14 protein-coding genes and 1 tRNA gene are annotated in these 14,958 nt (G+C 66.5%); 3 read left to right on the top strand and 12 right to left on the bottom strand.

The window, feature by feature from the left end:
• The first annotated feature begins 1 nt into the window (after nucleotide 1).
• Nucleotides 2-700 (top strand): LrgB family protein, encoded by a 699-nt coding sequence (locus K9U15_RS11955; protein ID WP_087190008.1) that lies wholly within the window; start codon nucleotides 2-4, stop codon nucleotides 698-700.
• 32 nt (nucleotides 701-732) lie between these two features.
• Here the strand turns inward: K9U15_RS11955 and K9U15_RS11950 are convergent, their stop codons facing one another.
• From K9U15_RS11950 to K9U15_RS11900, 11 genes are all read right to left on the bottom strand, one after another.
• Nucleotides 733-1,782, bottom strand: coding sequence for a polyprenyl synthetase family protein (locus K9U15_RS11950; protein WP_015539437.1), 1,050 nt, complete (start codon nucleotides 1,780-1,782; stop codon nucleotides 733-735).
• Nucleotides 1,783-2,011: 229 nt separating this feature from the next.
• Nucleotides 2,012-2,096, bottom strand: a tRNA-Leu gene (locus K9U15_RS11945).
• A 107-nt stretch (nucleotides 2,097-2,203) separates the two neighbouring features.
• Nucleotides 2,204-3,205: an exopolyphosphatase gene (locus K9U15_RS11940; RefSeq protein WP_096227743.1), complete on the bottom strand. Its 1,002-nt coding sequence runs from the start codon at nucleotides 3,203-3,205 to the stop codon at nucleotides 2,204-2,206.
• A gap of 73 nt (nucleotides 3,206-3,278) precedes the next feature.
• Nucleotides 3,279-4,262, bottom strand: a complete 984-nt coding sequence (locus tag K9U15_RS11935; protein ID WP_241557665.1) for a septum formation initiator family protein — start codon at nucleotides 4,260-4,262, stop codon at nucleotides 3,279-3,281.
• Between the two features lie 311 nt (nucleotides 4,263-4,573).
• On the bottom strand, nucleotides 4,574-4,954 hold the full coding sequence (locus K9U15_RS11930) for a metal-dependent transcriptional regulator (RefSeq protein WP_041239223.1): 381 nt from the start codon (nucleotides 4,952-4,954) through the stop codon (nucleotides 4,574-4,576).
• Between the two features lie 499 nt (nucleotides 4,955-5,453).
• Nucleotides 5,454-5,693: a hypothetical protein gene (locus tag K9U15_RS11925; RefSeq protein WP_096227742.1), complete on the bottom strand. Its 240-nt coding sequence runs from the start codon at nucleotides 5,691-5,693 to the stop codon at nucleotides 5,454-5,456.
• Between the two features lie 144 nt (nucleotides 5,694-5,837).
• Entirely contained in the window at nucleotides 5,838-8,189 is a 2,352-nt protein-coding gene (locus K9U15_RS11920) for a ferrous iron transporter B (RefSeq protein WP_154270097.1), read from the bottom strand.
• Between the two features lie 357 nt (nucleotides 8,190-8,546).
• A complete protein-coding gene (locus K9U15_RS11915) occupies nucleotides 8,547-8,789 on the bottom strand; it encodes a FeoA family protein (protein ID WP_087190012.1) in 243 nt (80 codons plus the stop codon).
• Between the two features lie 364 nt (nucleotides 8,790-9,153).
• Nucleotides 9,154-9,495 (bottom strand): FeoA family protein, encoded by a 342-nt coding sequence (locus K9U15_RS11910; protein WP_096227741.1) that lies wholly within the window; start codon nucleotides 9,493-9,495, stop codon nucleotides 9,154-9,156.
• A gap of 147 nt (nucleotides 9,496-9,642) precedes the next feature.
• Entirely contained in the window at nucleotides 9,643-11,784 is a 2,142-nt protein-coding gene (locus K9U15_RS11905) for an HAD-IC family P-type ATPase (protein ID WP_123673378.1), read from the bottom strand.
• 136 nt (nucleotides 11,785-11,920) lie between these two features.
• Entirely contained in the window at nucleotides 11,921-12,115 is a 195-nt protein-coding gene (locus K9U15_RS11900; protein ID WP_241557672.1) for a hypothetical protein, read from the bottom strand.
• Nucleotides 12,116-12,176: 61 nt separating this feature from the next.
• Here K9U15_RS11900 and thrC point away from each other — a divergent pair, with 61 nt between their 5' ends.
• Both thrC and K9U15_RS11890 read left to right on the top strand, forming a co-directional pair.
• The gene (gene thrC, locus K9U15_RS11895; RefSeq protein WP_301156192.1) at nucleotides 12,177-13,745 is read left to right on the top strand and encodes a threonine synthase; all 1,569 of its coding nucleotides are present in this window, start codon (nucleotides 12,177-12,179) and stop codon (nucleotides 13,743-13,745) included.
• Nucleotides 13,746-13,795: 50 nt separating this feature from the next.
• Nucleotides 13,796-14,140, top strand: a complete 345-nt coding sequence (locus tag K9U15_RS11890) for a winged helix-turn-helix domain-containing protein (RefSeq protein ID WP_087190015.1) — start codon at nucleotides 13,796-13,798, stop codon at nucleotides 14,138-14,140.
• 124 nt (nucleotides 14,141-14,264) lie between these two features.
• Here the strand turns inward: K9U15_RS11890 and nrdD are convergent, their stop codons facing one another.
• The gene (gene nrdD / locus K9U15_RS11885) at nucleotides 14,265-14,615 is read right to left on the bottom strand and encodes an anaerobic ribonucleoside-triphosphate reductase (protein ID WP_087190016.1); all 351 of its coding nucleotides are present in this window, start codon (nucleotides 14,613-14,615) and stop codon (nucleotides 14,265-14,267) included.
• Between the last annotated feature and the right edge of the window lie 343 nt (nucleotides 14,616-14,958).

The raw sequence follows: 14,958 nt of genomic DNA, 5'->3' as shown, positions 1-14,958 counted from the left end.
CATGGAAGCGATGGCGCACCTCGGGCTGACCCTCCTGTTGGGAACCGCAGCCTCGCTCGCGGTGTTCAAGCTTTCCGTGCTGCTGTACGAGCGCGTGAAGTCTCCGCTGCTCAACCCCCTGCTGGTCACCGTTGCCCTCATCATCGCGGCGCTCGTGGCGCTGCGCATCCCGCTGGAGTCGTACGAGCAGAGCGTGCAGCTCATCTCGTTTCTGCTGGGGCCGGCCACGGTGGCGCTGGCCTACTCGGTGTACCGCCAGCGCCAGACGCTCAAGGACCACTTCGTTCCCATCTTCGCCGGATGCCTCGTGGGATCGATCGTTTCGATGACCAGCGCCTATGCACTATGCAAGCTGCTGGGGCTCGACGACGCGCTGGCGCTGTCGTTCATCCCCAAGTCGGTGACCACGCCCATCGCCATCGCGGTGTCGGAGCAGCTGGGCGGTGTGACGTCCATCACCGTGGCGGCCGTCATCGTCACCGGCATCCTGGGCGCCATCACCGCGCCGCTCATGGCGCGCCTGTTCCGCGTGCGCGACGGCATCGCCAAGGGCGTGGCCATCGGCACGTGCAGCCATGCGGTGGGCACGACGAAGGCGCTTGAGATGGGCGAGCTGGAAGGCGCCATGAGCGGCGTGAGCATTGCCGTGTCGGGCCTGCTGACCACCGCCATCGTCATCGTGGCAAGCTGCTTTCTGTAGGGAGGGCGCGGGCCGTCGGCCCGCGGAACCCGTTACTTCAAGCGGTTCACGAACCAGTCGGCCATGGAGATGAGCAGCTCGCGCGAGGAGGACGGGCGCACCATGTCCACCAGGCGGTTCTTCGCTATGCTCGTGAGGTTCTCGGCGTAGTTGCGGGCGTACTCGATGCTGCCCGACGTCTCCATGATGTCCACAGCCTCCGCGAGCACGGCCTGGTCCTTCTCCTTCGACGACAGGATGTCGATGAGACGGTCGCGGTCGTCGGAGTGCTGCAGCGCGTGAACCACCATGAGCGTGCGCTTGCCTTCGGTGATGTCGTTGCGGAAGTCCTTCTTCGTGGACTCCTCGGAACCTATGAGGTTCAGCAGGTCGTCTTGGATCTGGAACGCCAGGCCCGTGTCCAGACCGTAGTTGCGCAACGCCTCGATCTCGGCCTCGGTGCCGCCGCCTATGATGGCGCCGATGGCCAGCGGCACGGCGCCGGAGTAATGCGCCGTCTTGTGAGTGGCCATGACGAGGTAGTCCTCGGGGGTAATGTCGTAGCGGCCGTCGCGCGCCCAGCCGATGTCGAGCGCCTGGCCCTCGATGGTGCGGCGCGTCATCTCTATGAGCTCGTTCACCACGCGCACCTTGGTGGCATCGTCGAGCAGCGGGTCGTTGATGACCGTGCCGTTCACCAACGAAAGCGCAAGGTCGCCCATGTTGATGGCCAGCCCCATGCCCTCGGTGAGGTGCAGGCAGGGCTCGCCGCGGCGCAGCTCGGCCTCGTCGGCGATGTCATCATGGATAAGCGCCGCCGTATGGAAATGTTCGATGGCGGCCGCCGCGCTCGTGGCGCGCGCCATGTCGCCGCCCACCGCACGGCAGGCCGCGAAGCAGATGAGCGGACGGTGGCGCTTGCCGCCGTTCTGGCTGTACGCGTTGAGCGGCTCGTACAGGTAGCGGTCCATGTCGGGGTGCGATCCCTGGGGGATGTACGAGTTCACCAGCGTTCCCACCTGGGCGGCGTAGCGGGTGAGGTATTCTTCGAAGGTCTCGGGCGGCTCTTCGATGGCCGCGATGATGTCGTTGATGTTGTCCATAACGCTTTCTTCGCTCGACGGATAGGCTCTGCCCCAAAACGCGCTCATCGCGCTCGCCGCGACAGCTTGAGCAATCGTACCACAAGGTTTTCGCGCACTATGAACAGGCAAGGCGACCGGCAGCATCATCTACGTGAAAACTGCATGGCTGGGGTGGAGTATGCGAAACCGGTGCATGGAGCCTTGAGGGCCGCGAAAAGCACCTAAGCGGCGAGGGCGGCCGGGAGAATGGTAGGGACGGTGGGACTCGAACCCACAAGACCGAGGCCGGCGGATTTTAAGTCCGCTGCGTATGCCAATTCCGCCACGTCCCCACGTAGCTCCGCCTTCGCGCGCCTCTTCCCCGAACAGGCGGCGCGCACGGTATATGGTAGCAAACTTTCGGCGCCAGCGGGACGGGGCAAGGCGGCCGCAACGCATGCTACACGGCCGCGCGCGCGGCTTCCAGCACGATGCCGTGAAGGATGTCGGACTCGCTCACCGTGAACGACGGCATGCCGGCCAGGTCCAGCACCACCTGCAAGATCACAAGGCCCGCCACGATCACGGGGGCGCGGCCGGGATCGAGGCCTGCCGTGCGGCGGCGCTCGTCCAGGCCCACGCTGGCCAGCTGGGCGTACACCTCGTTCAGCACGGCGCGCTCCACCACGGACCGATGAACGCGCGACGAGTCGTACTCCGCCATGCGCTCGTGCACCGCCACCACGCTCGTGGCCGTGCCGGCCACCGCCACCACCCGCTCGGGCGCGAACCCGCCGGCGCCCAGGTCGTCGAAGTAGGAGCGCATCTCCTCGGCGATCCACGCGCGGGCACGGCCGAGCTCCTCGTCGGAAGGCGGATCGGCCTCCAGGAACTTCTCGGTCACGCGGCGACACCCGATGTCGAACGAATGCGCCTGAACGGGCGCCTCGCCTGCCCGCCCGGCGACGAGCTCAGTCGAGCCCCCGCCCACGTCCACCACGAGGATGCGCTCGCCCGCGAAGTCGCACGACGCGCCCGCGAACGACAGCGCCGCCTCGCGCTCGCCCGGCACGACGGTCAGCGTGATGCCCGCATCGGCCAGCAGGGCCACGAACTCGTCGGCGTTGCGGGCATCGCGCGAGGCCGACGTGGCCACGGCCGTCACGGTGATGCCGCCGCCGTCCTCCGGCTCGCACGCGTCGAGGATGGCCTGGTAGCGGGCGACCACGTCGGCCACGCGCTGCATGGCCTCGGGTTTCAGCACGCCGGAGGCGTCCACGCCCTCGCCCAGGTTCGTGATGGCGTACTCGCGCCGCAGCTCGTGCAGCGCTCCCGCCTCGTCGATGTCGGCCACGAGCATGCGGCACGTCACCGTGCCGATGTCGATGGCGGCATAGCGGCCGGGACGCAGCGTGCCGGGGGCCGTGCAGGTAGGCGCGGGATCCGTCAGATGGGTTGCCATAGGGTCGCTTCCTCCTTGGATGCTTCGGTCGCACGGGCCGCCCCGTGCGGGCCGGACGCGCGCGAATACGGGGCTATTTCACGCCGAATAGGGCGTCGAGCACCGGCGAGTACCACGTCTCGGGCGCCTCCACGCTGCCGGCCACGATGTTCGCCGTGAAGTTCGAGCCCTCGTCGTTGCCGGCGTCGGCGGCAAGGCCGTGCACGTTGGCGGTCTGCTCGCCCTCCGGCACCCAGCCGAACTGCTCGTGCGCGCGGTCCTCGATGCCGGCGTCCGTCTGCAGCGTGCCCACCTCGGACTCGAGCGAGGCGTTGCGCTGCTCGATGGCCGCGTACTCCGCTTGGAGCCGGTCGTGCTCGCGCACCGAGTGGTACAGCTGCTGCGTCGGAGTGTACAAAAACCAGCACGTGAGCAGAAGGCAGGCGACAAAACCGAGGCCGGCGATGGCCTTCGGCGACTGTTTTCCCGAGGAGAGCAGTGCGAGCGGGTTGAGCGATGCGAGCGAGAACGTGCGCGCCTTGCCGGCTGCGTCGTTCTGCATGCGCGCGGCGCGCTTGTGGTTGGAGCCCATCTCGCCCTTGTACACGGCCGCGCGCGATCCCGCGGCCGGCGCATCGGTTGCGCGGCTGCCGCCGAACTGCTTGTCGAACTTCTTGTCGGCACGGTCCTTCTGGCGCCTGCGGCGGAACTCCTGCAGGCGCGAGCGCTTATCGGGGGCTTCGTCCTCCGCCTCGCCGCGATCAGCGGAACGCTCGTCGGGCTCGTCGAGGTCGACGAAGGATTGCCTGGCATGGGCGCCCCGGCGACGGCGCGGCGCGGTGCCGGCAGGTTCGATGCGGGAACCGCGGTCGGCGTACGCGGTAACGGCGGCCCGCGCCGAGGAGGCGGGGAAATCATCGACGATAGAACGCGGCCGGGCAGGATTTGCGAGGGAAGCCGTGCGCGGTGCGGTGCCGGAGATGCGCGCGGCATCCGAGAGGGGCCGCGAGGCCGCGTAACGGGCAGAGGCGCCCGCGCGCCCGGCCGGGCGCACCGATGCGGAAACGCCCTGCTCCACGCTGCCGGCAGGGCGCCTCCGCGAGGGCCGCAAAGGCGCAGCGACAGACGAGCGCCTTGCGCCCGAATCGCGTTTCACCTCGTCAAACGAAAGTATATTCGCCTGGTTGCCCAATGGAGTGCGCTCCTCTTAGCATCGTGGTTCGTTGATGGTGGGTGTAATGCCAGAAGCTTGCTCAAGGATACCACAGAAGCAGGGGCCCCGCCACCGGACGCAGGCGCACAGCCGGCCCGTTGAGAAACCGTTGAATCGCGGCCCGAAGCGCGGGTGAAACCGTAAAAAACGCCGCTCGAGGGCGGCGTTCTCAAGGGCTAGAGATCGAGCTTCTTAATATAAGAACTCCATTTTTCGAACGACTCGTCGCTGATGGCATGCTCCATGAGGCACGCCTCGCGCTCGGCTTGCTCCTCGGGAATGCCGAGGGCCTTCGTGAGGAACGAGAACAGCATGTGATGGCGGTCGAGCACCGACGTTCCATAGGCGTAGCCCTCTTCGGTAAGCGTGATGTCGCCGTAGTACGGCTGGTCGGCCAGGCCCTTCTCCTTCAGGGACGTCACGGCCTTGTTGACCGACGCTTTGGACACGCCGAGCTTCGTCGCGATGTCGACCGAACGGACCGACGCCTCCGTCGTACCGCCCAACATGACGATGGCCTCGAGATAATCTTCGTGCGACATGGACATTTTTTCCACAGGAACCCTCCTTCGCGCCTCGCCCATGGTACCACACCCCTCGCCCCCTCCGAAAGGGCGGCATCAGCCCCCCCCCGGTAGTCCCCGAGCGTTGCACGCCGGGAGGCGGAAAGTGTCGCGGCCGGTCGCACTCGAAACGGTGGGCCGCGAAGTTTGACAGCCTGCCACAGGAAAACGCAGATCCGAGAGAACGCCGAAGGCGAAGATGAGAAGAGGCTGAAAGGGAGGAGTGCCGACGGGGGAAGAGGGGGGGGGATCCCCCGTCGGCGATGCTGTGCGGCGAATGACCAGACGAGAGGAGCCTTCGCCGCCGTGTCAGCAAGAAGAGGAGGCAGAGAGCTCGAGCCTTCCCCTTTGGCGCCTGCCTTGCGCCGGGAAAGTTTCGCTGTCGCTTTCTGACATTTGTTAGTCTATGCTAACTTACACGTATGGTCAAGGCAAAGTTTTCCTTGGTTTACAATTCCTCCATATATTGGATTTCCCTGCGCCTGCCGAGCGCCTACCGAGCGCTTCCCTGCTTGGCGGCGCGCTCAATGTCGGCGACCAGGGCATCTGCGACTCCGCACCCGGTGCACCCAGCGCAGCCTCCTGCCGCGCAGCCGCCCTTCGCCGGGCCTCCTCCGTGGTCGTGGCAGTCGCAGGTGCCGCGGCGCACCAGGCGTCGCACGGCTAGCACGGCCAACACCACGATAACAAGGCCGATGATGACGGTTGCCGGACTTATCTCCAATGGCAGCACGAGCCGCCTCCTTTCCACGGCGCCGCTTTCCGGCGCATTGCTTTTCGCACAGATGATTCGCGAGAAATATCCTCACGCGCTCGCGTCCGAACGCACCGAACGGCGGGCGCAGGATGCGCCCGCCGTTCGGTTCCTGCAGGAGCCTTACGCAACACCCTGCTCGGCCTCGGCCTGCGGCGCGCCGCCCTTGTCCTTGTACTCGGGCAGGGGGCGGAACAGCTGGAACAGCATGCCCACCAGCACCACGACGGCCACGGCAGTCCACACGCTGAACTCGCCACCGCCCAGCAGCATGCCGAACTGGTTGATCATCAGGCCCACGGCCCACGCGAACACCGTCATGTAGCCGATGGCGAACCAGGTCCACTTCGCGCTCGCCATCTGGCGACGGATGGTGCCGATAGCGGCGAAGCACGGGGCGCACAGCAGGTTGAAGGCGCAGAAGGCCATGATCGCCGGCACGCTGCCGCCCATGAGGGCGCCGAACGCCATCCACATGGACGGATCGGCCTCGCCGGCGTCTCCCAGGCTGGTGAGGATGCCCACCGTGGCCACGACGTTCTCCTTGGCCACGAGGCCCGTGATGGACGTGACGGCGGACTCCCAGTTGCCGAAGCCAAGCGGCGCGAACACCCACGCCAGCGCGTTGCCCAGACCGGCCATGAGGCTATACTGGATGTAGTCTTCCATCTCCGTGTCGAGAAGGCCGAACGCGCCTTCGTAGAAGCCGAAGTTCATGAGGAACCAGATGACGATGGACGACAGGAAGATAATCGTGCCGGCCTTCACGATGAAGCTCTTCACGCGCTCCCACGTGGCCAGGGCCACGTTCTTCACGGCGGGCACGTGATAGGCCGGCAGCTCCATGATGAACGGCGTGGCCTCGCCGGCGAACATCCTGGTCTTGCGCAGCATGATGCCGGACACGATGATAGCGATGACGCCCAGGAAGTAGAACACCGGCGCGATCCACCAGGTGGTGCCCGCATCGCCGCCGGCGATGGCACCGAACACGAGCGCGATGATGGGCAGCTTCGCGCCGCAGGGGATCATGGTCGTCGTCATGATGGTCATGCGACGGTCTTTCTCGTTCTCAATGGTTTTCGTGGCCATGACGGCGGGGACGCCGCAGCCCGACGCGATGAGCATGGGGATGAAGCTCTTGCCCGACAGGCCGAACTTGCGGAAGATACGGTCCATGATGAACGCGACGCGCGCCATATACCCGCAGGCCTCCAGGACGGACAGCAACAGGAACAACACGATCATCTGGGGAACGAAGCCGAGCACCGCGCCCACGCCGGCGATGATGCCGTCCACGACGAGGCTCGTGAGCCACGGCGCCGTGCCGATGGACTCCAGCGCCTCGGTGGCCACGGGGGTGAGGCCTGGGAGGTAGAAGCCGAACTCTGCGGGATCGGGCTCCTCTTCGGCTAAGAGTGCCAGTTCGCTCTCGCTTGCGCCGGCTTCCTCGGCGGCTGTCATGTTCTCTTCCCAAACGCCGACCGCTTCGTCGTACTGCTCGGTGCCGGTGTAGAGCCAGCCGTCGCCGAAGACGCCGTCGTTGGCCCAGTCGGTGAATAGCGTGCCCACGGTGGATACGGAGATGTAGTACACCAGCGTCATGATGACGATGAAGATGGGGATGCCGAGCCAGCGGTTCGTGACCACGCGGTCGATCTTCTGCGTGGTGGTGGCGCCTTTGAGCGACTTCTTCACCGTCTCCGACACCACGTCGCCGATGGCGTCGTAGCGCTCGCCGGTGACGATGCTCTCGGCGTCGTCGTCTTGGCTGTTCTCGAGCGCCTCGCGGATGCTTGCAACGGCCGAGAGGTCACCGGCAGGCAGGCCCAGCTTGTCGATGGTTTTCTGCTCGCCCTCCAGCAGCTTGATGGCGTACCAGCGCGCCACGTTCGGGGTCACGCGCGTACCCAGCACGTCGATGACACGGCCCAGCGCTTCTTCCACCTCGGAGGTGAAGCGCAGGTCAGACGCGGCCGGCGTGCCCTTCTTCGCCGCGTCGATGGCGGTCTTCAGCAGGTCCTCCATGCCGCGACCCTTGAGCGCCGAGGTCTCCACTACGGGGCAGCCCAGCTTCTTGGAGAGCTTGGCCACGTCGATCTTGTCGCCGTTCTTCTCCACCAGGTCCATCATGTTCAGCGCCACCACTACCGGCAAGCCCAGATCGAGGATCTGCGTCGTCAGGTAGAGGTTGCGCTCCAAGTTCGTGGCGTCCACGAGGTTGATGACCGCGTCGGGGCGGCCGTCGAGCAGGTAGTCGCGCGTCACGACCTCCTCGGGCGAGTACGGCGAAAGCGAGTAGACGCCCGGCAGGTCCGTGATGGTCACGTCCTTGTCGCGCGTGTAGGTGCCCTCCTTCTTCTCGACCGTCACGCCCGGCCAGTTGCCCACGTACTGCGAGGCGCCGGTCAGGTCGTTGAACATCGTTGTCTTGCCGCAGTTCGGGTTGCCGGCAAGCGCTATGCGAATTCCCATGTTCTGCCTTTCCCACTTGTCCCTACCCGTTGCCTTGGGCATCGGGCAGGCTTCCTTGTTCCATTTGCGCAGGTCGATGCTTTCCCGACATCGTCCTGCACACGTTTCACGCTGCAAGGGGATTGCCGGTCCCCTCGTCGTGAAGTTAACTGTAACTAACTATGTCTCAAAAAACAGGGCTCCGGTTGTTCGCGCGACGCGCGAAAACGAAGCCGCCGGTCCATCGAGTTCAGCGAGGATTTTCGTGGTGCTCCAGATTGGCGTGACGGGTTGGGCGAGCGTGCTTTTGCACGTGAGCTCAAGCCAGCGTGGCAAGATGGAGTGCCACGGAAAGCCGCAGCGTCGTTTCGCCGGCCGTCAGGCCAACGAAACCAAAATGTTCTCCGCCTCGCTCTTGCGCAGCGAAAGCTCGTAGCCGCGCACCGTGACCTCGATGGGATCGCCCAGCGGAGCCACCTTGCGCACGAACACGTCCGTGCCCTTCGTGATGCCCATGTCCATGATATGGCGTTTGATGGCTCCCTCGCCCGTCAGACGGCGCACCGTGACCGACTCGCCGATGGCGACGTCGCGCAGCGTCTTACCCTGCCCTTCTGTCATATGCCGATCCTTTCTTCCTCGCCAGGTGCCTCCGGCACCCGATTCCTGCCAACTCTTCTGCCAACTCAAGGGAATGCGAAACCTGCAGATCTGGGCACTCGTACCGAATGCGCGACCTGGCCATGCGGGCCGAACCTGCAACCTTGGCGCCTGCGACCATGCAGAGCTTTGGGGCGTCCGGAAAAGCGGACCGTCGACCATTCGGCTCTCGGTTGCCCGAATTTTCGCTTCCGAATGTTTCACGTGAAACATTTGTACGAAAAAACGAACAGCGGCGAAAGCCGGCAGTCCGCACGCCAGCAAACTGCAAGAGCATGCAAGCGAACTGCAAGCAGCGTGCAAGCGCCCCGCCGCACCGCAGCGCCTAGGCGGCGGCGTTCGTGATGATACGGGACGCGATCTGCTTGTTGAGCGCGACCTGCGTGCCCTTGACTTCCACGATAAGGTCGCCCGCAGCCTCGGCCGTCACCGTGACGCGCGCTCCTTCCACGAACCCGAGGTTCTCCAGGTGGTGGTGCAGGTCGCCCCTGCCGCGCACCTTCGCTATCGTGGCCGTCTCGCCGCTCCCGAGGAACGAAAGCGGCATCTGTCGGCACGAGGCGCTGGGAACCGCGTCCGCATCGGCGCATGCGATACCCGTACCGGCATGCGCGCGGGCTTGCACGCCCGCCTGCCCGCCCATGCCCGCTACCGTTGCATTGCCCATCTGTGCTCCCATCAGTTAGCTTCGTATAACAATAAGTATTCTATAGCAAACTTTCATGAAATGGAAGCCTTGGTTAACTTTTCTTTTTTTGTCTGCATCCGCTCAACGGCCCGTAGGCGATTTTCGGGAGGCGTACACCACCGGGCCCTACCCCTCGTCGCCGGCCTTGAGCGTCATCGCGTTCACGGCCACGATGACGGTGGACAGGCTCATGAGCACGGCGCCCACGGCGGGGCTCAGCAGGATGCCTACCGGCGCCAGCACGCCGGCTGCGAGCGGGATGGCCACGATGTTGTAGCCGGCGCCCCACCAGAGGTTCTGCTTGATCTTGCGCGTGGTGTTCGTGCCCAGGTCGAGCAGCCGCACGATGTCCTCCGGGTCGCTCTTCACGAGCACGACGTCGGCGGAGTCGATGGCAACGTCGGTGCCGGCGCCGATGGCCACGCCCACGTCGGCCTTCGCGAGGGCGGGCGCGTCGTTGATGCCGTCGCCCACCATCATGACCACGTCGCCCGCCGTGCGGCGCTTCTGCACGAGGCGCACCTTGTCCTGGGGCACGAGCCCAGCGTGGAACTCGTCGATCCCGAGGTCGCGGGCCACGGCGCGCGCGGCCTCCTCGTTGTCGCCCGTGAGCATGACGGGCGCGATGCCGCGCTCCTTGAGCTGCCGCACCGCCTCGCGCGCCGTGGGCTTCACCTCGTCGCCCTGGGCCACCACGCCGGCCACGACGCCGTCGATCACGAGGAAGCTCACCGTGAGGCCGCGGCCTGCGAGCTGCTGGAACAGGCCGCGGTCGTAGACGATGCGCCGCTCGTCGAGGTGGCGCGCGTTCGCAACGAGCGCCTTCCGCCCATCCTCGAGCGTGCCCTCCACGCCCACGCCGGCCACGGCGTGCTCGTCGCGCACGGGCACGGGGCGCACGCCCCGGTCGCGCGCGGCGGCCACGATGCTCGCCGCGAGCGGATGCGACGAGGACTGCTCGAGCCCGGCGAGGATCGCGAGCACGCGGTCGTCGGCACGGTCGTCGGCGGATGCGCCGCCGTTTTTCCCGTCATTGCCGGCGATAATGCCGGCGGCCCCTCCGGCATTATCGCCCTTGCCGTCGCCGGAGCCCGGCTTTCCCACCGCACGCACCTCCGCCACGCGGAAGTCGCCCTCGGTGAGCGTGCCGGTCTTGTCCATCATCACCACGTTCGCGCGCGGCGCCACCTCGAGCGCCCGTCGGCGTCGCACGAGCAGGCCGTGCCGCGCGCCGATGGACGTGGAGCGCGCGGCCACGAGCGGTATGGCCAGCCCGAGCGCATGCGGGCACGCGATGACGAACACCGTGACCATGCGCGTGAGCGCGTCGCCCACGCTGCCCGTCACGGCAAGCCACGCAGCGAAGGCCGCGACGCCCACGCCCACGGCGGCGTAGAACAGCCAGCGCGCCACCTTGTCCGACAGCACCTCGGCACGCGACTTCTCCTGCTGCGCCTGCGACACCAGCTTCATGACCTGGGCAAGGTAGCCCGAGTCGCCCGTGCCGGTCACGCGCACGTACAGCGTGCCGTCGCCGTTCTGCGATCCGCCGAACACGGAGTCGCCTGCCCCCTTGGCCACGTCGCGCGCCTCGCCGGTGACGAGCGCCTCGTTCACCTGCGAGGCGCCGCGCACGACCTCGCCGTCGGCGGGCACCTTCTCGCCCGCCTCCACCATGACGGTCTGCCCCACCTGCACCTCGGACAGCGGCGCATCGGCGAAGGAGCCGTCCGGCTGCTCCACGTGGGCCTGCGCCGGCAGGAGCTCGGCCATCTCCTTGAGCGCGTCGCCCGCGCCCATGACGGCCCGCATCTCCACCCAGTGGCCCAGGAGCATGATGACGATGAGCGTGGCCAGCTCCCAGAAGAAGTCCATGTGCATGCCCTCCGCATGCAGGACGGAGCGCTGGACGAAGGCGTAGATGCTGTAGGCGTAGGCCGTGGTGATGCCGAGCGCCACGAGCGTCATCATGGCGGGCTGGCGGCGCCTGAGCTCGCCTGCCGCCCCGCGCAGAAACGGCATGCCGCCGTAGACGAACAGCACCGTGGCGAGCGCCGCCACTACCCAGTCCGAGCCGGGGAACGCGAGCGTGATGGGGAGCGCCATCCCCATGGGCGAGGACAGCAGCAGGATGGGCACCGTGAGCACGAGGCTCGCGAAGAACCGCCGCTTGAGGTTCGCCCTGTGCATCGCCATGCCGCCCCCGGAGGCGTCCTTTCCGGAAGAGCCGTCCCGCACATCCTCGTGTTCGCCGTCATGCCCGCCCATCCGCCTCGCCTCGCCTTCATCGGTTGCCCTGCCTGCGCTATCGAGCACCAGGGTAGGACGCGACAGCGGCATCGCGCGGGTGCGGAGGCGAACCGTTGCACAGCGGAAACAAGGCGGTCGGGCGGGCGAAAGAGGCTCAGCCCACCATGCCCAAGGCGAGCGGCTCTATGCGCTCAAGATCATCGCGATGGAGGTCGAGCGACTCCCACAAATCGGTGTCGCGCTGCAAGTTCAACCAATACTCGGGCGATGTGCCGAACAGGTTCTCGTCAAATCGAGTTTTCAGGAAGAAAAACAGGGTCTCGCGACGCGCCGGTTGTTTTCGGAACATAGTATACTTAGGATGGATAATCGAAACGTGCGAATTCGACCAGAAAGCGCAGGACAAGGCTTTGAACCTCTACATCGACACGCGGGGCGCTGGACCCCGGCCCGTCACGTTCACGGAAGCCGTCGTCGACGGGTTGGCGGCGGGCGGCGGGCTGTACGTGCCCGAGCGCGTCCCGGAGCTCTCCCTGGAGGACATCGCGGCGCTGGCGCAGCTGCCCTACGCCCAGCGCGCGGCGCGTATCTACCGGGCGTTCGACGTCGACCTGCCCGCCGAAACCATCGAAGAGCTCATGGCCCATGCCTACGGCGACAACTTCGACGACGAGCGTATCTGCCCCATCACGTCGCTTACGGCCGACACCCACGTGCTGGAACTGTGGCACGGCCCCACGAGCGCGTTCAAGGACATGGCGCTGCAGTGCCTGCCGCGGTTCTTCTCCGCAAGCGCCGCCCAGCTGCGCGAGCAGGGAAAGCTCGACCACGACTTCCTCATCCTCGTGGCCACGTCGGGCGACACGGGCAAGGCCGCGCTCGAGGGCTTCCGCGACGTGGACGGCGTGAGCATAGGCGTGATGTACCCTGACGGCGGCGTGAGCGACATCCAGTTCAAGCAGATGGCCACGCAGCGCGGGCGCAACGTGCAGGTGTGGGGCGTGCGCGGCAACTTCGACGACTGCCAAACCGGCGCGAAGAACGTGTTCGGCGACGAAGCGTTCGCGGAGCAGCTGCTGGAAGAGCACGGCGTTGCGCTGTCGAGCGCGAACTCCATCAACTGGGGGCGCCTCATGCCCCAGATCGTGTACTACGTGTCGGCCTACGCTCAACTGGTGGCCGACGGCAAGCTGGGACTGGGCGACGAGCTGGACGTGTGCGTGCCCACGGGCAACTTCGGCAACATCCTGGCCGCCTACTACGCCAAGCGCATGGGCGTGCCGCTGGGCATGCTGTACTGCGCCAGCAACGAGAACCGCGTGCTGACCGACTTCATCAACACGGGCACCTACGACATCTCCGAGCGCCCCTTCGTGCTGACGCCCTCCCCTTCGATGGACATCCTCGTGTCGTCGAACCTGGAGCGCCAGCTGTTCGAGCTGACGGGGCGCGACGCCGCCGCCATCGCCGGCTGGATGTCCGACCTGCGCGAGCAGCGCCGCTTCCGCGTGGACGAGGAAACGTTCGCCCGCGTGCGGGAGCTGTTCGCCCCCGACTCCATCGACAACGCCACGTGCCTGGATACCATCAAGCGCGTGCTCGACGAGCACGATTACCTGCTGGATCCGCACACGGCCGTCGCCTACCAGACCGCCGAGAACCTCCGGGGCGAAAATCCCGTGCTCATCGCCAGCACGGCGCACTGGGCCAAGTTCGGCGACAACGTGTACCGCGCGCTGCACGGCCTGGAGCCGGGCGCGCCGCTGCCCGACGACGTTGCCGCGCTCTCCGGCTGCGCGCTGAACCAGCTCATCGCGCGCGAGACGGGGCACGACGACATCCCCGGCGGCCTGGCCGAGCTCGATGCGCTGCCCGTCCGCTTCGGCGAGGTGATAGAGGGAGGCACGGACAGCATCGAGGCGGCCGCCGCGCGCTTCCTGGAGAAGCTGGACGCGACGACGCCCGCACGCAACGACTGACGGTCCCCGCAGCGACGGCGGACATGACCAGAAAAGGACGAGGATAGACTATGAGCGAACTTGCGAACCTGAAGCCGACGATCAGGCTGTCCATCATGAACCCCGAATCCGAGAGCGGCTCGCTGTTCGGGCGCGGCATCGCGAACCTGTGCCTGGGCGTGCGCGAGACGGGCTCGCTCAACGCGTCCGCCAAGGGCATGGGCATGGCCTACAGCAAGGCGTGGCGCATCGTGAAGGATACCGAGGCGGCGCTGGGCATCCAGCTGCTCGACCGCGACGGCGCGCACGGATCCACCCTGACCGAAGCCGGCGACAAGCTGCTCGACGCCTACGTGGCCATAGACAAGAAGCTGCAGGAAGATGCCGAGAAGGAGTTCGCCCGCATCCTCGGCTAGCAATCAAGCCGCCCTCGCCTGCGCCGCGCGCGAGGCCGCAGAAAAAACGACGAGCCCCGAGAGCGCGCCTGTCCGGAGGGAGCCGGGCGGCCGCTTCTCGGGGCTCGCGCGCGCTGCGGGAACGCTAGCAGCCGTTCGAGCAGGTGAGGGCGCGGTCCTCGCGAGCGAGGCCGTGCTTGACGCGATCTGATTCCTCGGCGGTCTTCGCATCGTTCCAACGGTCCATCGTACCCACCAGGTAGCCCGTGATGCGGCGGATGCGGTCGAACGGCACGGCCTCGAACCCATACGTGATACCCACGTCCTCGCCGTCGACGTCCAGATTCAGGGACTGCAGCACCTGGCCGGGATGCTGGGCGTGCGCGCGGTCGATGTACGCCTCGATCTCGCGCTGCGTAACCGTTTGGTCGCACTCGTTGGCGTAGGCGATGGCGACGTCGATGCCGGAAACCTTCAGTTCGATCTGCTGGGGCATGGTGGCTCCTTTAATTGGTATAGTTTTAGTATCATTTACGGAAGCCATCATAGCACAGCGACGCCAGGCTTGCGGGAGGTTTCCGGCAACGGCCGGGCAACGGCGGGCGCGCCAGAGAGGCTGCGGACGTGACAGGGGGACGTGACAGGGGGACGGGGATAATGTCACATTCCAATACGTCTGCCGAAGCCTTGACGCATCGCGGAATGTGACATTATCCCCGGGCGGCGTCAGGCGGTCATTGCACGGTTGGCGTTTGCCAGCTCCGATTGTAGCGCCTCGGCCGGCGTCTTCCAACCGAGCGTCTCCCTCGGCCGCCCGTTGAGCTGATCCTGCATCGCCC

It is taken from the genome of Gordonibacter sp. RACS_AR68 (assembly GCF_030418485.1).
Lineage (GTDB): Bacteria > Actinomycetota > Coriobacteriia > Coriobacteriales > Eggerthellaceae > Gordonibacter > Gordonibacter urolithinfaciens.
Note: the sequence above shows the minus strand (reverse complement) of the source record. Positions and strands in the feature narration are given on the sequence as shown.